The 23,323-nt window shown below is 72.8% G+C and carries 21 protein-coding genes; 16 read left to right on the top strand and 5 right to left on the bottom strand.

Annotated elements, in window-relative coordinates:
* Positions 1-34 precede the first annotated feature (34 nt).
* From QI633_RS03420 to QI633_RS03385, 8 genes are all read left to right on the top strand, one after another.
* Positions 35-1,390: an MFS transporter gene (locus QI633_RS03420; RefSeq protein ID WP_282428080.1), complete on the top strand. Its 1,356-nt coding sequence runs from the start codon at positions 35-37 to the stop codon at positions 1,388-1,390.
* The gene (gene aroQ / locus QI633_RS03415; RefSeq protein WP_282428079.1) at positions 1,387-1,851 is read left to right on the top strand and encodes a type II 3-dehydroquinate dehydratase; all 465 of its coding nucleotides are present in this window, start codon (positions 1,387-1,389) and stop codon (positions 1,849-1,851) included. Before QI633_RS03420 ends, aroQ begins: the two co-directional genes overlap by 4 nt.
* Entirely contained in the window at positions 1,848-2,696 is an 849-nt protein-coding gene (locus tag QI633_RS03410; RefSeq protein WP_282428078.1) for a shikimate dehydrogenase, read from the top strand. The genes aroQ and QI633_RS03410 overlap by 4 nt, the downstream gene beginning before the upstream one ends.
* Positions 2,693-4,507 (top strand): sugar phosphate isomerase/epimerase and 4-hydroxyphenylpyruvate domain-containing protein, encoded by a 1,815-nt coding sequence (locus QI633_RS03405; RefSeq protein ID WP_282428077.1) that lies wholly within the window; start codon positions 2,693-2,695, stop codon positions 4,505-4,507. The genes QI633_RS03410 and QI633_RS03405 overlap by 4 nt, the downstream gene beginning before the upstream one ends.
* Positions 4,508-4,531: 24 nt before the next feature.
* Positions 4,532-5,500, top strand: coding sequence for a MetQ/NlpA family ABC transporter substrate-binding protein (locus QI633_RS03400; protein ID WP_282428076.1), 969 nt, complete (start codon positions 4,532-4,534; stop codon positions 5,498-5,500).
* Positions 5,497-6,543 (top strand): methionine ABC transporter ATP-binding protein, encoded by a 1,047-nt coding sequence (locus QI633_RS03395; protein WP_282428075.1) that lies wholly within the window; start codon positions 5,497-5,499, stop codon positions 6,541-6,543. The genes QI633_RS03400 and QI633_RS03395 overlap by 4 nt, the downstream gene beginning before the upstream one ends.
* On the top strand, positions 6,543-7,220 hold the full coding sequence (locus QI633_RS03390) for an ABC transporter permease subunit (protein WP_141800379.1): 678 nt from the start codon (positions 6,543-6,545) through the stop codon (positions 7,218-7,220). The genes QI633_RS03395 and QI633_RS03390 overlap by 1 nt, the downstream gene beginning before the upstream one ends.
* 91 nt (positions 7,221-7,311) lie before the next feature.
* Positions 7,312-7,947, top strand: a complete 636-nt coding sequence (locus QI633_RS03385) for a hypothetical protein (RefSeq protein ID WP_141800380.1) — start codon at positions 7,312-7,314, stop codon at positions 7,945-7,947.
* A gap of 16 nt (positions 7,948-7,963) precedes the next feature.
* On the opposite strand, the gene QI633_RS03380 is transcribed toward QI633_RS03385, so the two are convergent.
* The 5 genes from QI633_RS03380 to QI633_RS03360 all read right to left on the bottom strand — a co-directional run bounded on the left by QI633_RS03380 (position 7,964) and on the right by QI633_RS03360 (position 15,255).
* Positions 7,964-9,100: a hypothetical protein gene (locus tag QI633_RS03380; RefSeq protein WP_282428074.1), complete on the bottom strand. Its 1,137-nt coding sequence runs from the start codon at positions 9,098-9,100 to the stop codon at positions 7,964-7,966.
* A gap of 4 nt (positions 9,101-9,104) precedes the next feature.
* On the bottom strand, positions 9,105-11,000 hold the full coding sequence (locus QI633_RS03375; protein ID WP_282429278.1) for an ABC transporter ATP-binding protein: 1,896 nt from the start codon (positions 10,998-11,000) through the stop codon (positions 9,105-9,107).
* Positions 11,001-11,074: 74 nt separating this feature from the next.
* The gene (locus tag QI633_RS03370) at positions 11,075-12,814 is read right to left on the bottom strand and encodes an ABC transporter ATP-binding protein (RefSeq protein ID WP_282428073.1); all 1,740 of its coding nucleotides are present in this window, start codon (positions 12,812-12,814) and stop codon (positions 11,075-11,077) included.
* The gene (locus QI633_RS03365) at positions 12,814-13,398 is read right to left on the bottom strand and encodes a TetR/AcrR family transcriptional regulator (protein WP_282428072.1); all 585 of its coding nucleotides are present in this window, start codon (positions 13,396-13,398) and stop codon (positions 12,814-12,816) included. Before QI633_RS03365 ends, QI633_RS03370 begins: the two co-directional genes overlap by 1 nt.
* 150 nt (positions 13,399-13,548) lie before the next feature.
* Positions 13,549-15,255, bottom strand: coding sequence for a CocE/NonD family hydrolase (locus tag QI633_RS03360; protein WP_282428071.1), 1,707 nt, complete (start codon positions 15,253-15,255; stop codon positions 13,549-13,551).
* A gap of 61 nt (positions 15,256-15,316) precedes the next feature.
* On the opposite strand from QI633_RS03360, the gene QI633_RS03355 reads away from it, so the two are divergent.
* Genes QI633_RS03355 through QI633_RS03320 form a run of 8 tightly spaced genes read left to right on the top strand, consistent with a single transcriptional unit; the run spans position 15,317 to position 23,304 of the window.
* Positions 15,317-16,237 carry a patatin-like phospholipase family protein gene (locus tag QI633_RS03355; RefSeq protein WP_141800386.1) on the top strand — a complete coding sequence of 307 codons (921 nt, stop codon included), beginning with the start codon at positions 15,317-15,319 and terminating at the stop codon, positions 16,235-16,237.
* Positions 16,238-16,251: 14 nt separating this feature from the next.
* Positions 16,252-17,250 carry a 3-oxoacyl-[acyl-carrier-protein] synthase III C-terminal domain-containing protein gene (locus QI633_RS03350; protein WP_282428070.1) on the top strand — a complete coding sequence of 333 codons (999 nt, stop codon included), beginning with the start codon at positions 16,252-16,254 and terminating at the stop codon, positions 17,248-17,250.
* Positions 17,241-18,080 carry an MBL fold metallo-hydrolase gene (locus QI633_RS03345; protein ID WP_282428069.1) on the top strand — a complete coding sequence of 280 codons (840 nt, stop codon included), beginning with the start codon at positions 17,241-17,243 and terminating at the stop codon, positions 18,078-18,080. Before QI633_RS03350 ends, QI633_RS03345 begins: the two co-directional genes overlap by 10 nt.
* The gene (locus tag QI633_RS03340; RefSeq protein ID WP_282428068.1) at positions 18,080-19,333 is read left to right on the top strand and encodes a F390 synthetase-related protein; all 1,254 of its coding nucleotides are present in this window, start codon (positions 18,080-18,082) and stop codon (positions 19,331-19,333) included. Before QI633_RS03345 ends, QI633_RS03340 begins: the two co-directional genes overlap by 1 nt.
* Positions 19,330-20,304: an NAD(P)-dependent oxidoreductase gene (locus QI633_RS03335; RefSeq protein ID WP_282428067.1), complete on the top strand. Its 975-nt coding sequence runs from the start codon at positions 19,330-19,332 to the stop codon at positions 20,302-20,304. Before QI633_RS03340 ends, QI633_RS03335 begins: the two co-directional genes overlap by 4 nt.
* Positions 20,301-21,500: a glycosyltransferase gene (locus tag QI633_RS03330; protein ID WP_282428066.1), complete on the top strand. Its 1,200-nt coding sequence runs from the start codon at positions 20,301-20,303 to the stop codon at positions 21,498-21,500. The genes QI633_RS03335 and QI633_RS03330 overlap by 4 nt, the downstream gene beginning before the upstream one ends.
* On the top strand, positions 21,497-22,060 hold the full coding sequence (locus QI633_RS03325) for a hypothetical protein (RefSeq protein WP_141800392.1): 564 nt from the start codon (positions 21,497-21,499) through the stop codon (positions 22,058-22,060). The genes QI633_RS03330 and QI633_RS03325 overlap by 4 nt, the downstream gene beginning before the upstream one ends.
* Positions 22,060-23,304 carry a glycosyltransferase gene (locus tag QI633_RS03320; RefSeq protein ID WP_282428065.1) on the top strand — a complete coding sequence of 415 codons (1,245 nt, stop codon included), beginning with the start codon at positions 22,060-22,062 and terminating at the stop codon, positions 23,302-23,304. Before QI633_RS03325 ends, QI633_RS03320 begins: the two co-directional genes overlap by 1 nt.
* Positions 23,305-23,323 lie beyond the last annotated feature (19 nt).

Below are 23,323 nucleotides of genomic sequence, written 5' to 3'. Positions count from 1 at the left end.
CCACAGTGGAGGCGACGGAGAAAGGCAGTTCGAGATGGCCCAGGACCTCGCCCCGGTCCGCACCCCGCGGAAGGCCGCACTCGCGGCATGGTGCGGCAGCGCGCTCGAGTACTACGACTTCGCGATCTACGGCACCGCCGCCGCCCTGGTGTTCCCCAAGATCTTCTTCCCCGAGGGCAACGAGACCGCGGCCAGCATCGCCTCCTTCGCGACCTTCGGCGTCGCGTACGTCGCCCGCCCGATCGGCTCGTTCTTCATGGGCCACGTCGGCGACCGGCTCGGTCGCAAGCGGATCCTGATCGGGACGCTGCTGCTGATGGGCGTCTCCACCTTCCTGGTCGGCTGCCTGCCGACGTACGGCCAGGTCGGGATGCTCGCCCCGGCGCTGCTCGTCGTGCTCCGCCTGCTGCAGGGCCTCTCCGCCGCGGGCGAGCAGGCCGGCGCCAACTCGATGTCCTTCGAGCACGCACCCGACGACCGGCGCGGGTTCTTCACGAGCTTCACATTGAGCGGCACCCAGGGCGGACAGATCCTCGCCCCGGCCGTGTTCCTGCCGCTGGCCGCCGTGCTCCCCGAGGACGCGCTGCTCAGCTGGGGCTGGCGGGTGCCGTTCTGGCTGAGCGCCGCGGTCGTGCTGATCGGCTTCCTGATCCGCCGCACCCTCGACGAGACGCCCGAGTTCCACCGCGAGGCCGCCCGCGATGAGACGCCCAAGGCGCCGCTCGGGGTGCTCTTCCGCGACCACTGGGCCGGTGTCGTCCGGGTCTTCTTCGCGGCCTTCGTCGCGGTCGTGAACACCATGTTCGCCGTCCTCGCGCTCAACCTCGCGACCTCCGAGGACTACGGCATCGAGATCAGCAAGACCACCATGCTCTGGCTCGCGATCGTCGCCAACGTCGTCGCCGTCGGCACCATCCCGCTGTGGGCCTCGGTGTCCGACCGGATCGGCCGCAAGCCGGTCTTCGTCACCGGCCTGATCGGCAGCAGCGTCCTGGTGACGCTCTTCCTCTGGTCGATCACGCAGCACGACGTGCCGCTCGTCCTGATCAGCGGCATCGCCCTGGCCGGCGTCGTCTACAGCATGCCCAACGCCGTGTGGCCCGCGACGTACGCCGAGTACTTCCCCACGTCGGTCCGCCTGTCCGGCATGGCGATCGGCACCCAGTTCGGCTTCGCCCTCGCCGGGTTCACACCCACGATCGCCGGCTGGCTGCTCGACGGCGACGCCGACAACTGGTACCGCGTCGCCGGCTTCGTGGTCGCCGCCTGCGCCGTCTCCGCTATCGCCGTGCTCACCGGCCCGTCCGGCACGCACCGCGTCCCCACCGCCGAAGTCGGCCGTACGACGACCCGCGGCGCCGCCCTCCCGGTGCCGGAGCCGGCCCGATGAGCGCACGACGCGTGATCGCCGTCCTCAACGGCCCCAACCTCAACCTGCTCGGCGAGCGCGACCCGAGGGCCTACGGCACGACCACCCTCCCCGAGATCGAGAAGCTCTGCCACGCGGCCGCCGACCGGCTCGGCTACGACCTCGACTTCCGCCAGACCAACCACGAGGGCGTTCTCGTCGACGCGATCCACGAGCTGCGCCACAGCGCGGCCGGCGTGGTCGTCAACGCGGCCGCCCTCTCCCACACCTCGGTCGGGGTCCGCGACGCCCTCGCCGTGGTCGACGGCCCGGTCGTGGAGGTGCACCTGAGCAACATCCACCGCCGCGAGGCCTTCCGGCACCACTCGTACGTCGCCGAGGTGGCCGACGGGATCGTCACCGGCTGCGGTGCCCGCGGCTACGCGATGGCGGTCGAGCACGTGGCGCACCTGGCCGAAGACCGCCTGGCGGAGCAGCGATGAGCGCGTCGTACTCCCTCGGCCTGGTCGGCGCCGGCATCGGCGGCTCGCTGACCCCGGCGATGCAGGAGCGCGAGGGCCGGGCGCACGGCGTGGCGCTGACCTACCGGCGCATCGACGCGGAGGTGCGCGGGTTCGGCGTCGAGGACCTGCCCGAGCTGATCCGGTGGGCGCATGCGTTCGGCTTCGACGGGCTCAACTTCACCCACCCCTTCAAGCAGGCGGTGCTGCCGCTGCTGGACGACATCTCGCAGGCTGCCGACGACCTCGGCGCGGTGAACACCGTCCAGATCCGCGACGGCCGGCTCGTCGGCCACAACACCGACTGGTCCGGCTGGGGGCGGGCGTTCCGCTCGGCCCTGCCCGACGCGGTCACCGACCACGCCGTCGTCGTCGGCGCCGGGGGCGCCGGCCTCGCCGTCGCCTACGCGTTGCTCGACCAGGGTGCCGCGCACGTCGCGATCCACGACGCCGACGCCGAGCGGGCCGAGACGGCCGCGATCCGGCTCGGCAAGAGGTTCGCGGCCGAGCGGATCACGCCGGTCGACGACGTCGCCACGGCCCTCACCGAGGCGCAGGGCCTGGTCAACGCGACCCCGATCGGGATGCACGGCCACGCCGGGCTGCCCGTCGCGCCGGCGCTGGTGAACCCGCGCTTGTGGGTGGCCGATGTCGTCTACTTCCCGCTCGAGACCGAGCTGATCGCGCTCGCCCGCTCGCGTGGCTGCCGGGTCGTCCCCGGTGGTGGGATGGCGGTCGGCCAGGCCGTCGACGCCTTCGAGCTGTTCACCGGCAGGCAGGCCGACGCGGACCGGATGGCCCGCCACTTCGCGGACCTGACGTCATGACCAAGCGCCGCAGCATCGCAACGGTCTCCCTGTCCGGCCTGCTCGCCGACAAGCTCGAGACCATCGCGGCGGCGGGTTTCGACGGTGTCGAGATCTTCGACAACGACCTGGTCGCCTCGCCGTTGGGTCCCGAGGACGTGGCGAGGAGGTGCGCCGACCTCGGCCTGCGGATCGAGCTGTTCCAGCCGGTGCGCGACGTCGAGGGCGTGCGGCCTGCGGACTTCCCGGCCGTCGTACGACGCGTCGCCCGCAAGCTCGACGTCGCCGCTGCCCTGGGCGCACCGGTCGTGCTGCTGTGCTCCAACGTCCAGCCGGACGCGATCGACGACCCCGCCCTGTCGGCCGCCCAGCTGGCGGTCCTGGGCGACCTGGCCGCCGAGCGCGGGCAGGTCCTCGCCTTCGAGGCGCTCGCCTGGGGCCGTCACGTCGACCGGGTCGGCCGGGCCTGGGACATCGTCGAGCGGGCCGGCCACCCCGCCGTCACCCTCGCGGTCGACACCTTCCACCTGCTCTCGCGCGGCGACGACGCCGGCGCGCTGGCCGGCGTACCCGGCGCCCGGATCGGCTTCCTCCAGGTCGCCGACGCCCCGCTGCTCGACATGGACGTGCTCGAGTGGAGCCGGCACCACCGCTGCTTCCCGGGCCAGGGGACGATGGACGTGACCGGAGTGGTCGAGGCCGTCCTCGCCGCGGGGTACGACGGCCCGCTGTCCCTCGAGGTCTTCAGCGACGTCGTGCGGGAGTCCCCTGCGGCCACCACCGCCCGCGACGCGCTGCGCTCGCTGGTCCACCTCGAGGACGACCTGGCCCGCCGCGACCCGACCGCCGTACCCGTCGCGCCGCCGGCACCCGAGCGTGCCGACGCCGCCTTCCTCGAGCTCCCCGCCGGCCCCGCGACCGACGACCTGCTCGCCCGGCTCGGCTTCACGCTGGCCGGCTGGCACCACCACAAGCCGGTCGCCCGCTGGCGCCACGGCGCCGCCGAGGTGCTGGTCGACGCGGGCGCCACCGGCCCCGCGCTCGGCATCGCCACAGCACCGGTCGCCCAGGTGGCCGAGCGCGCGGCCGCCCTGCTCTGGCCGAGCGTCTCCGTGGCGCGGACCACCGGCGACACCCGCCTGCCCGGCATCACCTCCCCGGCGGGTGTGCCCGTCTTCGTCAGCGGCCCCGCGGGCGAGGCCGACGACTGGCGCCACGACTTCGGCGCGGCCCCGCCGGAGGAGCGCGGCTGGCTCGGCATCGACCACGTCGGGGTCGCCGTACCCGCCCGCGCGCTGAACGAAGAGGTCGCCTTCCTGCGCACCCTGCTCGGCCTCGAACCGGCGGCCCTCGAGGAGTTCATCGACCCGCACGGCCGGGTCCGCAGCCGCGCCTTCCGACCCGCGACAGGCGACCTGCGACTGGTCGTCAACGTGCCCGACGTCGCCGCCCCCCGGCTCCCGTCGGGCGTCGTCCAGGTCGCCTTCCGGTGCGCCGACCTGCTGGCGGAGGTACGCCGGCTGCGGGCGGCCGGCGTACCCCTCATGCCGGTACCGGACAACTACTACGCCGACCTCGGCGCCCGCTTCGACCTGGATCCCGCGCTGCTCGCGGAGCTGCGGGAGCACGGCGTCCTCTACGACCGCGCCGGCGACGGCGAGCTGCTGCACGCCTACACACCCGTGCTCCCCCAGGGCTTCTGCGTCGAGCTGCTCGAGCGCCGGGGCGGGTACGACGGCTACGGCGCCGCCAACACCCACGTCCGGCTGGCGGCCCAGGCCGCCTCCCGACCGAGCTGTGACGGAGGCAACGCCCGCCCCGGGAATGTCTAGCAGTTTGGTTGCATTAAGGCAGGCATGTCCGACCAGACTCCCCTCATCGAGGCCCCGAAGTCCCGGCTACCGCTGGTGATCGGTGCGGCCGTGGCCGTGCTCGCCGTCATCGCGGCGGCGATCTTCCTCCTCACCCGCGACGGTGACGACACCCGGCGCGCGACCGGCGGTGACGGCACTGCCGAGCTGTCGAAGAGCGACCCGGTGAAGGTGGTGCTCGGCACCGTCGGCGCGAGCGACCCGTACTGGAAGACGTTCGAGAAGGCCGCGAAGGAGGCGGGCATCGAGCTGGAGATCCGCGACTTCGCGGAGTACCCGCTGCCGAACCCGGCGCTGGCCGAGGGCGAGCTGGACGCCAACCAGTTCCAGCACATCGTCTACCTCGCCGAGTACAACGTCGCCAACGACGACGACCTGGTGCCGCTCGGCGCGACCGCGATCTACCCCCTCGGCCTCTACTCGCAGAAGTACGACGACGTCGCGGACATCCCCGACGGCGAGACCGTGATCGTCCCCGACGACGACTCCAACCAGGCCCGCGGCCTGCTCGTGCTGCAGTCGGCCGGCCTGATCAAGCTCAAGGACGGCGGCTCGATCTTCTCGACCGTCGCCGACGTCGACGAGTCCGCCTCGCGGGTCAAGGTCAAGGCGCTGCAGGCCGACCTGACGCTGACCTCCCTGCCCGACGTCGCGGCCGCGATCGTCAACAACGACTTCGTCGAGGACGCCGGGCTGCAGTTCGACGACGCCATCGCCGTGGACGACGCGAGCGACCCCAAGGCGATCCCGTACGTCAACATCTTCGCCGTGCGCGCCGAGGACAAGGACAACCCGGCGCTGAAGAAGCTGGTCGAGGTCTACCAGCAGACGCAAGGAGTGCTCGACGGCGTCGACGAGGCCGCCGGCGGCACCGCCGAGTTCGTCACGATCGGCCAGGCCGACCTCGAGAAGAGCCTGCACGACGTCGAGAAGCAGATCCGCGAGCAGAAGTGAGCGAGCCGCAGGTCGAGCCGCTCGTCGAGCTGCGCGGCGTCGTCAAGGAGTTCCCCGGCGCCCGCCGCGGCGACCCGGCGCACCGTGCGGTCGACGGCGTCGACCTGCGGGTCGAGGCGGGCGAGATCTTCGCGATCATCGGCTACTCCGGCGCCGGCAAGTCGACGCTGGTCCGCCTCGTCAACGCGCTGGAGCCGGTGACCTCGGGCAGCGTGGTGGTCGACGGCGTCGACGTCACCACGCTTCCCGAGAAGGGCCTGCGCGACCTGCGCCGCGGCATCGGCATGGTGTTCCAGCAGTTCAACCTGATGGAGTCGCGCACGGTGTGGGGCAACCTCGCGTTCCCGCTGACCGTCGCCGGAATCCCCCGCAAGGACCAGCAGCGGCGGATCTCCGAGCTGCTCCACTTCGTCGGCCTCGCCGACAAGGCGCACGCCCGGGTCAGCGAGCTGTCCGGCGGCCAGAAGCAGCGGGTCGGCATCGCCCGTGCGCTCGCGACCGAGCCGCGGCTGCTGCTCGGCGACGAGGCCACCAGTGCCCTCGACCCCGACACCACCCGCGACGTTCTCGACCTGCTCGCGCGGGTCAACCGCGAGCTCGGCATCACGATCCTGCTGATCACCCACGAGATGGACGTCGTACGACGCATCGCGCACCGGGTCGCGGTGATGGAGGACGGCAGGGTGGTCGAGCAGGGCCGCGCGGTCGACCTGTTCGCCGACCCGCAGCACCCGGTGACGAAGCGCTTCGTCGGCACCGTCGTCGACGACCTGCCCGCCCCCGACGTGGTCGCGGCGCTGCGCGAGCGCCACGACGGCCGGTTCGTCCGGCTTGCGTTCCGGCAGCAGGACGTGCGCCAGTCCGAGGTGTTCGCGACCTTCCTGCGCCACGACGTGGCCTTCGAGCTGGTCTACGGCGGCATCGAGGAGGTCCAGGGCACCACCTTCGGCAACCTGACCCTGGCCCTGTCCGGCGAGCCCGCCGCGGTCGACCGGGCGCTGGCCGAGGTCGCTCCCCTCATCGAGTGGACGGAGGTCGCCTGATGACGACGTACGCGATCGACACCCGCCTCGGCGACCTGCAGCCGGAGTTCTGGCAGGCGGCCGGGGAGACCCTGGTCATGGCCACCACCGCGCTCCTGCTCGGCGGCCTGCTCGGGCTCGCGCTCGGTCTCGGTCTCTACCTCACCCGCAAGGGCGGCCTCTACGCCAACCGCCCGCTGCAGGTCGTGCTCAACGTGGCGGTCAACTTCTTCCGCCCGATCCCGTTCGTCATCTTCGTGGCCGCGCTGCAGCCCTTGGCGCGGGTGGTCGTCGGCACCGGCATCGGTACGCCGGCCGCCACCTTCGCGATCGTCGTCGCCGCGACCTTCGGGATCAGCCGGATCGTCGAGCAGAACCTGGTCACCGTGAACCCCGGCGTCATCGAGGCCGCCCGCGCCATGGGCGCCAGCCGCTCGCGGATCACGTTCACGGTCCTCGTCCCGGAGGCCCTCGGGCCGCTGGTCCTGGGCTTCACCTTCGCGTTCGTCGCGATCGTCGACATGACCGCCATCGCCGGTGTCGTGGCCGGCGGGGGCCTGGGCTCGTTCGCCCAGCGATTCGGCTTCCGCCAGTTCGACGACGTGGTGATGTGGGCCTCGATCCTGGTCCTCGTCGCGTTCGTGATGGTCATCCAGCTCGGCGGGAACCTGCTGGCACGCAAGGTGCTGCGCCGCTGACTGTTGGCGCACCCCATACCTCTTGGTCGCCGATCCGGCGGATTCTCCGCCAGATCGCATGGGGCGCCGTCCACGCGGGTAGGCACGAAGCATGGTCCGCCTGCTCATCGCCGCCGCCGCCCTGCTGATCGCCCTCACCGGGTGCTCGTCCGACGATCCCCCGCTGGACACGACGCCGACGCGGAAGAGCACCCCGACCGCGACGCCGACCACCCCGGCGCCCACCACCCCGGCGCCGACCACCCCGGCGCCCAGCACCGCGCTCCCGGCCCTGGTGATCCGGCCGGGCGCGATCGGCGACGCGCAGGTGGGGATGACCCGCGAGGAGTGGGCGGCCACCGGACTGTTCGCCGACGGTGCGGCGATCTGCGAGGGCGAGCTGATCCACTGGAAGGACGACCCGGACGGCGCGGGGCTGCGGGTGCTCACCGACGAGGACGCGACGATCACCCAGCTCTGGGTGACCGCGCCCGGCCCGGCGACCGAGCACGGCGGGATCCAGGTCGGCTCGACGTACGGCGACCTCAAGGCCGCGTTCTCGCCCCTCACCAAGCCGGTCGAGGACGGCTACGACCAGTCGTCGGTCTACCCGCCGGGCGAGGAGGACGGGCTCCCCTACTTCGGCTTCCTGCTCGACGCGCCCGCCGCCGAGGTCACCGACGACACCCCGATCAGTGCCATCGCCGTCACCGGCGGTGAGCCTGCCTATTTCCAGTTCGACTGCTGAGCCGAGGCAGAGCCCGTCACTCGAGCGGCAACAGCGAACCGGGCAGCGAGACGGTCGGGCAGGCCGTCCAGTCCGTGTCGTCGGTCGGGCACGGGGTCGCCCGGTCGCGGATCACCTCGGCCGGCCCCGAGGACGGGTGCCAGACCAGGTCGTAGGGCTGGTTCGGCTCACCGGTGTCGCCGGCCCAGGTGAGCGTCCCGCCGGCCTGGAACCGGGTGCGGGTGTCTCCCGAGGCGGCCTGGCGGTGCCACGAGCCGTCGTACGTCCAGGTCTGGTAGCGACCGCCGGACTCGCCCTCGCGCACGACGTACTGCACCGCCAGGACCCGGCCGACCTTGTCGAGGGAGCTGATCCGCCAGTCCCGGGTGTAGCCGGGCGGCGTGCCGTAGTCGGCGGCGATCCCCCCGGTGTCCGGGTCGAGCTCGACGACCTTCTGCTCGACCTGGCAGCCGCCGCAGTCCTCGTCCTCGCCGTTGTCCTGCATGACCGCGAGCAGCGCCGACCCGTCGAGGCTGGGCCACAGCCGCACCAGCGGCTCGTTGCGCAGCGCCTGGGTGATCCGCTCCCCCTCGACCCGGAACAGCCCGTGGTCGGTCACGGTGTCGGACTCGCTGTTGACGCCCCACTCGACGAAGGTGACGCCGCCCAGCGTGTACGGCCTCCCGTGCAGCTGGAACTCCGCGTCGGGGCCGTCGATCTGGTCGGACTCGGCCGCCGACTCCGGGATCACGATCTTGCGGGAGGCGGCGAGTGCCGCGTCGTGAACGACGACCCGGCCCTCCCCGCGGCGACGGCCGCCGAGCGTGGTCAGCGCCTCCGGGGTGATGCCGTACTCGCCGATCCGGACGCGTCCCGAGCGCCACTCCCCGGTCGCTGGGTCCAGCACGCGGGCCCAGCGTGAGCCGAGCACGACCACCGAGCCGTCGGGACGCCACACCGCCTCCCAGCCGCGGTCGACCCTGGTGGTGTGGCCGGGCACGTGGATCAGCAGGTGCTGGCGGCCGAGCAGCACCTGCTCGGCGTACGACGGCCCCGGGACCGCCCGCACCTCGACGGCCGGGAGGTCCGGGTCGAGAACCGGTTCCGAGCCACTGCACCCCACCAGCAGCGGGACGAGGAGCGCCGCCCCGAGAAGGGCTCCCCGCGGGCTCACCGGGTCATACCGTCGCGGCCGCGAACTGCGCGGCGTGCAGCCGGGCGAACGCGCCGTCGCGCTCGAGGAGCTCGGCGTGCGAGCCCTGCTCGACGATCCGGCCGTGCTCCATGACCAGGATCAGGTCGGCATCGCGGATGGTGGAGAGCCGGTGCGCGATGACGAACGACGTCCGGTCGGTGCGCAGCGCCGCCATCGCCTGCTGCAGCAGCAGCTCCGTGCGGGTGTCCACCGACGAGGTCGCCTCGTCGAGGATCAGCAGCGCCGGCTGGGCCAGGAAGGCGCGGGCGATGGTGATCAGCTGCCGCTCGCCGGCCGACAGGTTCGAGCCCTCGTCGTCGACCCTGGTGTCGTAGCCCTCCGGCAGGGAGTGCACGAACCGGTCGACGTACGTCGCCCGCGCCGCCTCCCGGATCTCCTCCTCCGTCGCGTCCGGCCGTCCGTAGGCGATGTTGTCGCGGATGGTGCCCTCGAACAGCCAGGTGTCCTGGAGCACCATCCCGATCCGGCTGCGCAGCTCGCCGCGGGTCATCGTGGCGATGTCGGTGCCGTCGAGCGTGATCCGGCCGCTGTCGAGCTCGTAGAAGCGCATGATCAGGTTGACCAGGGTGGTCTTGCCCGCGCCGGTCGGCCCCACGATCGCGACCATCTGCCCGGGGTGCGCGACCAGCGAGAGGTCCTCGATCAGCGGCTCGTCAGGGTCGTAGGAGAACGACACGTCGTCGAAGGCGACCTCGCCGCGGGTGTCGACCCGCTCGGGCGTCGCGGAGAGCGACGACGGCGCGACCTCCTCGTCGGCGTCGAGGAGCTCGAAGACCCGCTCGGCCGAAGCGACGCCGGACTGGAGCAGGTTGGCCATCGACGCGATCTGGGTGATCGGCTGGGTGAACATCCGGGAGTACTGGATGAAGGCCTGCACGTCACCGAGCGACAGCGCGCCCGAGGTGACCCGGAGCCCGCCGACGACCGCGATCACGACGTAGTTGAGGTTGCCGACCAGCATCATCAGCGGCATCACGAGACCGCTGATGAACTGGGCACGGTACGACGACTGGTACAGCTCCTCGTTGGCGGAGTCGAACTCGTCCTCCACGGCACTGCGGCGGCCGAACACGGTCACCAGCGCGTGACCCGAGATGGACTCCTCCACCTGTGCGTTGAGCCGGCCGGTCTGGCGCCACTGGTTGATGAACTGGCTCTGCGAGCGCTTCATGATCCGCCCGGTCACGAACATCGCGATCGGGACCGACACCAGCGCGATCACCGCGAGCAGCGGGGAGACCCAGAACATCGCGCCGAGCACGCCGACGACCATGAGCAGCGAGGTGAGCAGCTGGCTCATCGTCTGCTGCAGGTTCTGCGCGACGTTGTCGATGTCGTTGGTGACCCGGCTGAGCAGCTCGCCGCGCGGCTGCTTGTCGAAGTACGCGAGCGGCAGCCGGTGGATCTTCTCCTCCACGTCGGTGCGCATCTGCTTGACCGTCGCCTGGACGATGTCGTTGACCAGGTAGCCCTGCAGCCAGCCGAGCACCTGCCCGCCGACGTACACCAGCAGCGTGATGAGCAGGATGTGGCCGACCTTGTCGAAGTCGACGCCCTGCCCCGGTGTGATGTCGAGGCCGCGCAGGAAGTCGGCGAGGCCGTCGTTGCCGGACGCCTCCGCCCGGGCGACGGCGTCCGCCTTGGTGCTGCCCTCGGGCAGGCGGCCGCCGATGAAGCCGTTGAACACCGCGTCCGTCGCCTTGCCGAGGAGGTAGGGGCCGACGACGACCGAGGCGACGCTGCCGATGCCGAGCAGGAGTACGGCGATCGCCCGGCCGCGGGCCGGTCGCAGGCGTGCGAGCAGGCGGCGTGCGGAGCTGCCGAAGTCGTCGGCCTTCTGGCCGACCATGCCTCCCATCGGGCCCCGGCCGGGTCCGCCCTGCTGGACGATCCGCTCGGTCTGCTTCATGGTGCCGTTCTTCGGGGTCTCGCTCATGCCATGACCTCCTCTCCCTTGATGCCCTGCGAGGCGGCGATCTCCTGGTACGTCGGGTTGTCCCGCAACAGCTCGTCGTGGGTGCCCTGCCCGACGACCTCGCCGTCCTCGAGCACGAGGATCACGTCGGCGTCGCGGATGGTGGCGATGCGCTGCGCGACGATGAGCACCGTCGCGTCGCGGGTCACCGGCTTCAGCGCGGCCCGCAGCCGGGCGTCGGTGGCGACGTCCAGCGCCGAGAAGGCGTCGTCGAAGAGGTAGATCTCGGGTCGTCGTACCAAGGCCCGGGCGATGGCCAGGCGCTGGCGCTGGCCGCCGGAGACCGTCGTACCGCCTTGGGCGACGGCCGTCTCGAGCTGCTCGGGCATCTGGCGCACGAAGTCGGCGCCCTGGGCGATCTCGAGGGCCTCCCACAGCTCGTCGTCGGTCGCGTCGGGCCGTCCGTAGCGCAGGTTGGAGGCGACGGTGCCGGAGAACAGGAAGGCGCGCTGCGGCACCAGCCCGATCCGGGACCAGAGCAGCTCGGGGTCGAGCTCGCGGACGTCGACGCCGTCGACGCGCACCACCCCGGCGGTGGCGTCGAGCAGGCGCGGCACCAGGTTGACCAGCGTGGTCTTGCCGGCGCCGGTGGAGCCGATCACCGCGATGGTCTGGCCGGGGCGTGCCGAGAAGGTGACGTCGCGCAGCACCGGCGCCTCGGCGCCGGGGTAGGTGAGGCCGACACCCTCGAGGTCGAGGTGGCCCGCGACCGAGACCTCGGTGATCGGGTTCGTGGGCGGTACGACGCTGGTGCCGGTGTCGAGCACCTCGCCGATCCGGTCCGCGCTGACCGAGGCCCGCGGGATCATCATCAGCATGAAGGTGCCCATCATCACCGACATCAGGATCTGCATCAGGTAGGACAGGAACGCCGTCAGCGCACCTACCTCCATCTGACCGCCGTCGACGCGGTGGCCGCCGAACCAGATCACGCCGACGCTGGCGACGTTCGAGACGCCCATGACGAGCGGGAACATGACCGCCATCCAGCGGCCCGCGCGCAGCGAGACGACGGTGAGGTCCTCGTTGGACTGCTCGAAGCGGCGCACCTCCTGCGGCTCGCGGACGAAGGCCCGCACCACCCGGATGCCGGTGATCTGCTCGCGCAGAACGCGGTTGACGTCGTCGAGCCGCTCCTGTACCTGCCGGAAGGCCGGCACCATCTGCGAGACGACGACGCCGATGCAGACGAAGAGGACCGGCACGACCGCGACCACCAGCCAGGACAGCCCGAAGTCCTCGCGCATCGCCATGATGATGCCGCCGACCATCATGATCGGGATCGTCACCGCCATCAGGCAGGTCATCATCGCCAGCATCTGCACCTGCTGGACGTCGTTGGTGGCGCGGGTGATCAGCGACGGGGCCCCGAAGGTGGAGACCTCACGCGCCGAGAAGCTGCCGATCCGGCCGAACACGGCCTTGCGCAGGTCGCGGCCGAAGGCCATCGCGGCCTGGCCGCCGAACCAGGCCGAGGTCATCGAGCAGGCGGCCTGCACGAGCGCCACGGCGAGCATGATGGCGCCGAGCTGGACGACCTTGCCGGTGTCGCCGCGGGCGACGCCCTGGTCGATGATGTCGGCGTTGAGGCTGGGCAGGTAGAGCATCGCGGCGGTGCCGGTGAACTGGAGCACGACGATCGCCGAGAGCCAGCCCTTGTAGGGGCGCAGGTAGCTGCGCAGCAGCTGTCGGAGCATCAGGGCTCCCTCCTCTCGACACCGTGGAGCACGGTGTCGACGATCCGGGTGGGGGTGAGCAGGTCGTTGTCGGCGATCTCCCGGTGGGAGCCGGCGAAGGTCAGCAGGCGCCACACGTGAAGCACCTGCTCGGGCGGCAGGGTGAGCCGGTCCGCGTCGGGCTCGATCAGCGCGAGCAGCCGGCGGCGTACGTCCTCGAGGCCCTCGACGATCTCGGGCCGATCGCGCAGGTGGTGCGGCGGGCCGACCGCCCCCAGGGCCCGCATCAGCTCGAAGATCGCCAGGAACCGCTGCTGCAGGATCGAGGTCATCGCCACCATCCTGTCCCGCAGCGGCAACCGGGGGTCGATCTCGTCGAGCCGGCGCAGCACGTCGCCCGGCTCGAAGGCGCGCGCGATGGTCGCGTCGACCAGGTCGTCCTTGGAGTCGAAGACCCGGAAGATCGTGCCCTCCGCGACTCCCGCCGCCTCGGCGATCAGCCGCGTGGTCACCCCCCGCCCGTGCTCGTAGAGCAGCGGCCGGGTCGCCCGGATCAACATCTCGCGGCGATCCTCGGCGGACAGCGGGGCGGCACGGGGTGGCATGCCGACCAGACTAAGTGAGTGAGTACTCACTCACAACTGGTTTTATCGTTGACTTGCCGCATCCTCACCGTTGAGTTGCCGCAAGCCAACCGTTGAGTTGCCGCATCCTCGCCATCGAGTTCGGCAAGTCAACGGTGAGGATGCGGCAACTCAACGGAGTGCGGAGGCGAGGTCGCTTCCGGGAAGCACGGGCACGCGGAGCCGGGCGCCGTCCGCGCCGCCGACCCGGATCGTGTGCAGCGCGGGGAGGGACAGAGGCGAGAACAGGGAGGTCCCGACAAGCTGGATTCGCAGCCGGTGACCGGCGCGGAAGACGTTGCCGACCGGCCACAGCTCGACCTGGTAGCGCCGCATCTCGCCCGCTCGTGGGCGGTCGGCGGCGCTGTAGTCGCCGTACGGCTGCACGACCGCGCCGCCGCCGTCGGTCAGGGACCTGCCGGGGACGAGGTCCGGGTAGCTCGTGGACAGCCGCCCGACGGTGAGCGGGTGGGAGGAGCCGTCGGGTGCGACGTCGGAGAGGATCGCCCAGATCCCGGAGCCGGGGGTCGAGGTCGCCAGCGGTACGTCGAGCGCCACCGGCCCGGCGAGGGCGACGTCGTCGGACAGCGCCGCGGTCGTGTAGGTCAGGCCGGTCAGGTGGTCGATGGCGACCGCGTCCGTGCGGCCGAGGAGCGGCAGCGCGCCGGTCAGCGCCTTCGCGCCACCGGCCTCCAGCAGCGACCAGGTCGGGACGTCGGACATGGTCGGCAACGTCGGCACGGTGAGGTACGACGCCGTGGAGCGCGTCGCGTCCGGGGCCGTGGCGAGGCGCTTGCCGGTGGCCAGCGCGAGCTCGGTCCAGGTGGTGCCGGGCACCGGCCAGTCCGTGGCGTCGTACCGGACGTGCTCGCCGGCGAGGTACGCGGCGCGGTCGCCCTTCGCGAGCAGCAGGCTGACCTCGGGGGTGTCCTCGATGCCGTTGTCGACGCCGCGCACGTAGTGGTCGAGCCAGGCGTGCGCCTCGCCCACTCCGCCGTCGGTGCCTGCGGGAGTGCCGTCGTGCCCGCCCTCCATCACCAGGTGGGCGCCGTCGGCACGCAACGCCTGGAAGGCCTGGAAGGCGCCGCGCGACTCCACGTCGTAGAACCCGTCGAGCATCAGCACGGGGATGTCGTTGGCGTCGCCGCGCCAGCCGCGCTCGGCCCACCACGCGTCGAGGCTCGGATGCGCGAGCACGCCGGTGCCGCTGGCGAACAGGCCGCCCAGCACGTCGAGCGAGGACGCCGGGTCCCGCTGGAGGCGGTCGGCGCCCTGCAGCAGGGCCGGGGCACCGATCATCGCGAGCACGCCGGCGCCGGGGGCGAGGTTGAGGATGCCGCCGGGCACGAGCAGGTCGCGGTACAGCTCGTGGGTGCCGGACCGCATGATCGCGGCCTTCACGCACGGCAGCTCGTGGTGCCAGGAGTTGTAGAGCACGATCGCGCTCGCGGAGAAGCCGTTGAGGGCGAGCCGGCCGTCGCTGAACGGCTGGCTGCACGCCCACTGCAGCACCTCGACGACGTCGCGCTGGCTCTGCGGGCCGAGCGCGTCGAACCCGCCGTCGCTGTCGCCGGTGCCGCGGATCTGGACCAGGAGGTAGTTGTAGTCGGGCGTCACGGCGAGGGTCTGGCTGTTGTCGCCGTACGGCGAGAACTCCACGACCGTCGGCTTCGCGGCGACGGGTCCGCTGCTGGTCAGCGTGGTCTGCAGCTCCACGCCGTCGGAGGTGGTGAAGCGCTGGTCGACGACCACGGGCACCGGATCGTCGGCTCGCGCCGCGCTCGGTACGGACGCCAGGCCGGCGGCAGCGAGGCACAGAGCGAGGACGAGACGACCCATGTGAGCACAACGACACCCCCGTTCCCGGGCTATGCGAGGCGTCCCGACACACAATGGAGTCATGGCACGCGTCGCTCTGGTCCTCGGTTCCGGCGGCGCCCGCGGGTACGCCCACCTCGGCGCGGTCCAGGAGCTGCGCGAGCGCGGGCACGACATCGTCGCCGTCTCCGGTACGTCGATGGGCGCTGTCGTCGGCGGCCTGGTCGCCGCCGGCAAGGACGACGAGTTCGCCGCCTGGGCCTCGACGCTGACCGGACGCCGCGTCGTACGACTGGCCGACCCGACCTGGGCCGGCGGCGGCGCCGCGAGCGCCGAGAGGCTGATGGCCGCGCTCGACGAGATCGTCGGCGACGTGCTCATCGAGTCGCTGCCGATCCCCTACACCGCGGTCGCCACCGACCTGGCCGCCCGCCGCGAGGTGTGGTTCCAGCGCGGCCCGCTGATCCCCGCGATGCGCGCGTCCTTCGCGATCCCCGGCCTGTTCACGCCCGCGGTGGTCGACGGCCGGGTGCTCGTCGACGGCGGCCTGCTCAACCCGCTACCGCTCGAGCCCACCGCGGCGGCGACCGCCGACTTCACCGTCGCGGTCTCGCTGCAGGGCCCGCGCGAGCCGCACGAGCCGACCTCCCCCGCCCGTGGCTTCTCGGTACGCCGCGCGGAGTGGGCGGCCGACCTGCGCCGCCGGTTCCGGCGCGGGGAGGAGGAGCTGGGCGCGACCGCGGCACCCGAGGCACCTGCCGAGGCACCGCCGGCCGAGGCGGTCGACGCACGCCCCGACGTACGGACCGCCGAGGTCGTCTCGCTGTCCTTCGACGCGATGCAGAGCCTGATCACCCGCTACCGGCTGGCGACCCTGCCCCCCGACGTCCTGGTCACGGTCCCGCTCAGCGCCGCCCGCACCATCGACTTCCACCGGGCCGACGAGCTGGTCGACCTCGGCCGGACCCTGACGAAAGCCGCGCTCGACGACGCCGGGCGGTGACTATCCTCGTCGCCATGCCTGCTCTCGGACCCCGCGCACTGCGGATCCTCGGCACGGGTGCCGTGCGCCCCGACGAGGCCGTCACCAGCGCCGCGATGGACGAGCGCCTCGGGCTCCCGCCCGGCACCGTCGAGGAGCGGACCGGCGTACGGGTGCGGTACGTCGAGCGTGGCTCCGCCGCCGAGCTGGGCGCCCGCGCGGCCCGCAAGGCCCTCGCGGCGGCCGGCCTCACCCTCGACGACATCGAGGTGATCATCGGCGCCAGCGCGACGCCCGACCAGCCGCTGCCGTGCAACGCCGCGCTGCTGCACGAGGAGCTCGCGCCGGGCCGGCCGATCGCGGCGTGGGACGTCAACGCGAGCTGCCTGAGCTTCCTGGTCGCGCTCGACCTCGCCGCCACCCTGGTCGACGCGGGCCGCCACCAGCGGATCCTCATCGTCTCCAGCGACCTGGCCTCGGTCGGCCTCGACTGGTCCGACCTCGGGGCGTCCGGGATCTTCGGCGACGGCGCCGCGGCGGCGGTCGTCGGGCACGCGGGCGAGACCGGGTCGGCCGTCCTCGCCGCCGACTTCGCCACCCACAGCGAGGGCGCCCACACCTGCGAGATCCGCGGTGGCGGCTCGCGGTTCGCGCCCGACCGGGTCGAGGGCGAGTACGCCGACTGGGGCCGGTTCCGGATGGAGGGCGGCGCCGTGTTCCGGCTCGCGGTCAAGCACCTGCCGCCGTTCGTCGACCGGCTGCTGACCACGGCCGGCACGACGATGGCCGACCTGCCGGTCGTCGTACCGCACCAGGCCAGCCACCACGCGCTGGCCTGGCTCCGCCACCGTTTCGGCATCGAGGAGGGGCGGCTCGTGGACATCTACGCCGACCACGGCAACCAGGTCGGTGCGTCGCTGCCGTCGGCCCTGCACGCCGCGATCGAGTCCGGCCGCCTGCGGCGCGGCGACCACGCGCTGCTGCTCGGCACCGGCGCCGGGCTCAGCATGGGCGGGGTCGTGCTGTGCTACTGAACGACCAGCCCGAGGTCGGCTTCCACTGGCTGCGCGTCGGCCACTGCAAGGGCCCCGAGGCGATGGCCCGTCAGGGCGGACGGCTCAAGGTCATCGAGTTCCCGTCATACGTCGGCGCACTGCACCACCCCGACCACGGCTGGACCCTGTTCGACACCGGCTACTCCCAGCACTTCATGGACGCCACCAGCCGGCTGCCCGAGCTGCTCTACCGCAACACCCTCCCCGTGACGCTGCGGCCCGAGGAGCACCTGCCGCGACAGCTCGCGGCGCTCGACGTCGACCCCGCCGACGTACGCCGGATCGTGGTCTCGCACTTCCACGGCGACCACGTCGGCGGGCTGCTCGACCACCCGCGGGCCCGGATCATCGCCGGTGCTTCGGGAGCGACGCACGCCCTGTCCCTGCGCGGGATCAACGCCGTGCGCCACGCGATCCTGCCGGCCCTGCTTCCCGACGACCTGCGCGACCGGCTCGACCCGATCGACGCCTTCCCGGCCGTCCAGGTCGGCGGGCTGCGCACCTGGGACCTGCTCGGCGACCGCAGCCTGCTCGCCGTGGACCTGCCCGGCCACATGCCCGGCCACCTCGGCCAGCTGTTCACCTCCGGCGGCCGGCAGGTGCTGCTGGTCGGCGACGCCGCCTGGACCTCGCGTTCCTTCCGAGACCTCAAGCCGCCGTCCCGGCTGGCGAAGGGCGTCATGCACGACTGGGACGCGACGGTCCGCACCCTCGGCGTGCTGCACGTCCTCGACGCCTCGCACGACGACCTGCTGATCCTCCCGGCGCACTGCCCGGAGGGCCACGCGGCCTGGTACGCCGGGCTCTGATGCCGTCCGGTCAGGCGGCGGTCGCTGCGGCGTTCGCCCGTGAGCGCTGGCTCCTCCCCCGTCGCTACGACGCCGCGCGGGCCCGGGCGCTCGAGCGGTTCCTGCGCGTCGAGCTGCCGAAAGCCCGTTTCTACGCGCCTCTCGCGGGCCGGCCCCTCTCCTCGTTGCCGGTCGTCGACAAGCGGACCGTGCTCGCCGACTTCGCCGCGTTCAACCGGCACGGCATCACGCTCGACCACGCACTGGCGCTCGCCGAGGCGGCCGAGCGGTCCCGCTCCTTCACCGACCGGCTGCCCGGCGGGGTGACCGTCGGGCTGTCCTCGGGAACCTCCGGCACCCGAGGCGTCTTCCTCGTCTCGGAGGCGGAGAGCCGCCTGTGGGCGGGCATCCTGATGGGACAGCTCATGTCCCCGCGGTCCCTGCGCGTGCTGACCCGACGACCCTTGCGGGTCGCGCTCTTCCTGCGGGCCAACAGCAACCTCTACGAGACGCTCGAGAGCCGGCGGGTCTCCTTCTCGTGGCACGACCTGACGATGCCCGTCGCCGCCCACCTGCCGTCGCTGCCGGGCACGGACGTCCTGGTCGCCCCGGCGAGCGTGCTGCGGCAGATCGCCACCACGAAGCCGGCGGGGTTGCGGCCGCTCCAGGTCGTCTCGGTCGCGGAGACCCTCGAGCCCGACGACGAGGCGGTGATCCGGGAGGCCTTCGGGCGGCCGGTCGAGCAGATCTACCAGGCCACCGAGGGCCTGCTGGCGGTCAGCTGTCCCGCCGGCCGGTTGCACCTCAACGAGGCGCACGTGCACGTCGAGCCCGAGTGGATCGACCACCAGCGCTTCCACCCGGTCGTCACCGACTTCACCCGGACCACGCAGTACGTCGTCCGGCACCGGCTCGACGACGTCCTGCTCGCCGCGCCCGGCCCCTGCCCGTGCGGGCGCCCCGGCCGCTCGATCCATGCCGTGCTGGGCCGGGCGGACGACGTGCTGACCCTCGGCGACGTGCCCGTCTACCCCGACGTGCTGCGCCATGCGGTGGCGCTGGCCGGGGAGCTCGGCGACTACCGGATCGAGCAGCACGGCGCCGAGTGGCGGCTGGCGACCACGACCGGCTCGTCAGGTACGACGGAGCGGGTGGCCACGGAGGTCGGGCGACTGGCGCGCCGGTTGGGCGCGACGGCACCGGCCGTCGTACCGATGGCGTGGCCGGCGGAGGCGCCCGACGCGAAGCGACGACGGATCAGGAAGGTGTCATGACCCACCCGATGAGGCTGCTGGTGACCGGGGCGTCCGGGTTCGTGGGCGGACGGCTGTGGGAGCGGGCGAGTCCAGCCGGGCACGAGGTGGTCGGGCTCGGGCGGCGCCGGTTGGACCGGCCCGACTACCTCAGCGTCGACCTCGGCGTCGTGGGTGCCGAGGACCTGCCGGACCTGCCGTGGCGGCCGGACGCGGTGATCCACTGCGCTGCCCGGGCCACGCCGTACGCGCCCCGCAAGGCCTACGAGCGCGACAACATGATCGCCACCCAGACGGTCGTCGACTGGTGCGCGCGGCTCGGCGAGCCGCGCCTGGTGCACGTCTCGTCGTCCTCGGTGCTCTACCGCGACGGCGACCAGCTCGACCTCACCGAGGACACCCCGCTGCCCGGCGAGTTCGCCAACGACTATGCCCGCACCAAGGCCGCGTCGGAGCGGATCGTCCGCACCTACGGGGGTTCCTGGGTGATCGCGCGACCGCGCGCGGTGTTCGGCCCCGGCGACACCGTGCTCTTCCCGCGGATCATCGCGGCCGCGAAGGCGGGGCGGGTACCACGGCTGACCGGGCGCACGACGCCGGCGGTGGGAGACCTGATCTACGTCGACAACCTCGCCGACTACCTGCTCCAGCTGGCCGGCCGGCCCGAGCTCGGCGGCGTCTACAACCTCACCAACGCCGAGCCGGTGGAGATCCAGGCGATGCTGCTCGACGTGATCGGACGCCTCGGGTTCGCCCCGCCCACCCGCGACGTCAGCCTGACCACGGCGATGCGGGCCGCGACCGTGCTGGAGCGGACCTGGCGGATCCTGCACCTGCCGGGCGAGCCGCCGATCACGCCGTACGGCGTCGGGGTGCTCTCGTGGTCCAAGACCTTCGTGCCCGACAGGATGCTGCAGGACCTCGGAGCGCCGGCGGTGTCGGTGGCGCAGGGGGTCGAGGAGTTCGTGGCCTGGCAGAGGGAGCAGCTGTGAGCCGGTGGGGGTGGGGCGCCGCCGCGGGCTACCTCGCGCTGCAGGCCGGGAAGACCGTGGCGTCGCTGCGGGCCGCATCGGCCGCGCCGCCGGCTGTGCCGCCCGCGGACCCGGCCGTCGCGAAGGTCGTCGTGGTGCAGCCGATCCTGTCCGGCGACCCGGGCCTCGAGGACGCACTGCGCGACAACCTGCTCTCCCTGGCCGGTGCGCGGTTCGTCTGGCTGGTCGACGAGGACGACGTCGAGGCCCGGCGCGTCGCCCACCGGATCGTTCGATCGAACGGTTCGGGGGACTTCTCGGCCCCGAACCTCGCTCGAACCGTTCGATCGAACGGTTTGGGGGACCGGTTGCCACGCGTGGAGCTACGACTCTGCCCGCCCGCGCCCGACGGCGTGAACCCCAAGCTGGCCAAGCTGCAGCCGGCACTCGACGACTGCGCCGACGACGAGGTGTTCCTCGTCCTCGACGACGACACCCGGCTCCCCCGCGCCAGCCTGGGCGCGCTCCTCGGCGGGCTCGAGCGGGCGACGCTCGCGACCGGGCTGCCGGCGTACCTCCCCGGGAGGACGCCGTGGGCCCGGCTCGTGGAGCAGTTCGTCGACAACAACGCGGCGTTGACGTACCTGCCGATGGCGCCCGTGACGATCAACGGGATGTGCTGGGCGATGCGGGTCGCCGACCTGCGCGCGATCGGCGGGTTCACGCCGATCCTGCACAACCTCACCGACGACCTCGCGGTCGCGGGGGCGGTCCGGCGCGGCGGCGGGACGATCTGCCAGACCGCGTCGCCGCAGTGGATCACCACGACCGTGGAGTCGCCCGGCCACTACGTGCGGCTGATGCACCGCTGGATGCTCTTCGCCAACCTGCTGCTGCGCCGCCAGCCGCTGCGCACCGTCGCTGCGATCAGCGTCCTGCACGGGACCCACCCGAACCTCCTCTGGGCGGTGCTCGCCGGCTCGGTCCGCTCGCGCCGGCCCGGTCCGCTCGTGGCGCTGCTCAGTGGGCGCTGGCTGCTGCTGCAGGTCGTACACCGCCGCATCTACGGGCGTTCCCTGCACGCCCCGCTGCCCTCGCTGGTCTCCGAGCTGGTACAGCCGGCGCACCTCGGGCACGGCGCGGTGCAGCGCACGATCCGCTGGCGCACCCGCACCTACCGGGTGCGCTCCGACGACGACTTCTCGCCGGTGCGATGAACCTGCAGGTCCTCCACCTCACCGGCCAGAGCGACCCGCGGTCCTGCGCGCTCTCCCCGGTCCAGGACGCCTTCCTCGACGCGCTGCCGCTGGCGGAGTCCGCCAAGGTCCGGCTGAACTTCCCGTACGACGACCGGCTGGCGCCTCCCCTCGGACCAGCCTGGCGACCCGTGCCCCTGTGGCTCGGGAGCCTGCGCCACCTGGTGCTGTTCTGGCGGATCCGGCTGCTGCGCGGCCGGTGGGCGCGGCGGCACCGGCCGCTGGTCGAGGCGCGGCTGCGGACGGCCGACCGGACCCTGGTGCTGGCCGGGTCGATCGGGCTGGACCTCCTGGGCCGGCTCTCGCTTCCCACCGAGGTCCTGGACCGCCTCACCGTCGTCGCGTACGGCGCGGTCGCCACCCGGCCGCCCGCCTGCCGCACGGTCCGGGTCGGCAGCCGGGGCGACCACCTGGCACGGTGGTGGCCGCACGAGGTGAGCGTCGATGCGGGGCACCTCGACTACCTGGCGGCGCCCGAGCTGGCCGCACTGTGCCGCGACCTCGCGACGGAGCTGTCCTGATGCGCGTCGACCTGGTCACGCCGCCGATGGCGGGCCACCTCCACCCGATCCTCGGTATCGCCGCCCGGCTCGCCACCGAGCCCAGCCTCGACGTCCGGGTGATCAGCACCGCGGCCGCGCTCCCGGCGATCGCCGCCTCCGGCGTGACCGGGCTGGCGCTGCTGGACGGCGCCGACGAGGTGATCGAGACGGTGGTGAACCCGTCGTACCGGATCGGCAGCAACCCGCGCCTGCTCCTGCGCCAGTTCCGCGCGGCGGTCGCGCTGCAGGCGGACTTCCGCCGCGAGCTGCTGCTCGCGTGGGCCGATCACCGCCCGGACCTGGTGATCGCGGACTTCACCATGGGCGCGGTCGGTACGGCGGCCGACGAGCTCGGCGTGCCCTGGTGGACCACCCACCCGTCGCCGTGCGCCATCGAGGGGCGCACCGGGCCGCCGTCGTACGTCGGGGGCTGGCGCCCCGGTCGCTCTGCGCTGGGCCGGGGCCGCGACGCCGTCGGGCGTTCTTGGGTGCGCGGGTTCAAGCGGCTCGCGCCGCGGCTGGCGCGGGTGCGGCTGGCCGATGTCGGCGTCACCCGGCAGTACCGCCCGGACGGCTCGGAGTCGATCTACTCCGCCGAGCGGGTGTTCGCGCTGACCCCGGAGGCGGTGGAGTACCCGCGGTCGCTGCCCGCCGCCGTCCGGTACGTCGGCCCGGTGTTGCACACCCCGCCGTCGGGCACGTCGGCGCCGGTCCTGGCTGCTGGAAGGCGAGCGGTGCTGGTCACCGCGGGGACCCACCTGCCGTGGCACAAGGCGACCCTGGTCGCCTGGGCCGCCGACGCCGCCGCCGCGCTGCCCGACGTCGAGGTGCACGTCAGCCTCGGCGGGACGGGGTCCGTAGCCCCGCCGCCGGGCGTCGTGGTCCACGACTACGTCGACTATGCCCGCGACCTGCCGCGCTTCGACGCGGTCGTCCACCACGGCGGCGCCGGCGTGCTCGGCCATGCCCTCGCCGCCGGCCTGCCCTCGGTGGTGTGGCCCGTCGACTACGACCAGTTCGACCACGCGGTGCGGCTGGTCGACGCCGGCGTCGCGGTGCGGGTACGCCGGCCGGGCGACCTCGCACCGGCCCTGCGGCGGGTGCTCGACGAGTCGTCGTACCGCCTCCGGGCGCAGGCCCTCGCCGCCACCATCGCCCGCCGGCCCGCCGTCGAGACGATCGCCGCCGAGGTGCTGGCCCGCCTCCACCCCCGCCCGGAATGACGCGTTCTCGGGCACACGA

Origin of the sequence: Nocardioides sp. QY071 (genome assembly GCF_029961765.1) — a bacterium.
Lineage (GTDB): Bacteria > Actinomycetota > Actinomycetes > Propionibacteriales > Nocardioidaceae > Nocardioides.
This window is presented reverse-complemented; position numbering and strand designations above follow the sequence as displayed.

Bases quoted from the DNA above. Each gene is read 5' to 3' on its own strand.
- QI633_RS03350 (WP_282428070.1), top strand. From the start codon at position 16,252: ATGCCTGCTCTCGGACCCCGCGCACTGCGGATCCTCGGCACGGGTGCC.
- QI633_RS03320 (WP_282428065.1), top strand. From the start codon at position 22,060: ATGCGCGTCGACCTGGTCACGCCGCCGATGGCGGGCCACCTCCACCCG.
- QI633_RS03410 (WP_282428078.1), top strand. From the start codon at position 1,848: ATGAGCGCGTCGTACTCCCTCGGCCTGGTCGGCGCCGGCATCGGCGGC.
- QI633_RS03360 (WP_282428071.1), bottom strand. From the start codon at position 15,255: ATGGGTCGTCTCGTCCTCGCTCTGTGCCTCGCTGCCGCCGGCCTGGCG.
- aroQ (WP_282428079.1), top strand. From the start codon at position 1,387: ATGAGCGCACGACGCGTGATCGCCGTCCTCAACGGCCCCAACCTCAAC.
- QI633_RS03365 (WP_282428072.1), bottom strand. From the start codon at position 13,398: ATGCCACCCCGTGCCGCCCCGCTGTCCGCCGAGGATCGCCGCGAGATG.
- QI633_RS03325 (WP_141800392.1), top strand. From the start codon at position 21,497: ATGAACCTGCAGGTCCTCCACCTCACCGGCCAGAGCGACCCGCGGTCC.
- QI633_RS03385 (WP_141800380.1), top strand. From the start codon at position 7,312: ATGGTCCGCCTGCTCATCGCCGCCGCCGCCCTGCTGATCGCCCTCACC.
- QI633_RS03355 (WP_141800386.1), top strand. From the start codon at position 15,317: ATGGCACGCGTCGCTCTGGTCCTCGGTTCCGGCGGCGCCCGCGGGTAC.
- QI633_RS03390 (WP_141800379.1), top strand. From the start codon at position 6,543: ATGACGACGTACGCGATCGACACCCGCCTCGGCGACCTGCAGCCGGAG.
- QI633_RS03370 (WP_282428073.1), bottom strand. From the start codon at position 12,814: ATGCTCCGACAGCTGCTGCGCAGCTACCTGCGCCCCTACAAGGGCTGG.
- QI633_RS03420 (WP_282428080.1), top strand. From the start codon at position 35: ATGGCCCAGGACCTCGCCCCGGTCCGCACCCCGCGGAAGGCCGCACTC.
- QI633_RS03340 (WP_282428068.1), top strand. From the start codon at position 18,080: ATGCCGTCCGGTCAGGCGGCGGTCGCTGCGGCGTTCGCCCGTGAGCGC.
- QI633_RS03335 (WP_282428067.1), top strand. From the start codon at position 19,330: ATGACCCACCCGATGAGGCTGCTGGTGACCGGGGCGTCCGGGTTCGTG.
- QI633_RS03375 (WP_282429278.1), bottom strand. From the start codon at position 11,000: ATGGGAGGCATGGTCGGCCAGAAGGCCGACGACTTCGGCAGCTCCGCA.
- QI633_RS03405 (WP_282428077.1), top strand. From the start codon at position 2,693: ATGACCAAGCGCCGCAGCATCGCAACGGTCTCCCTGTCCGGCCTGCTC.
- QI633_RS03400 (WP_282428076.1), top strand. From the start codon at position 4,532: ATGTCCGACCAGACTCCCCTCATCGAGGCCCCGAAGTCCCGGCTACCG.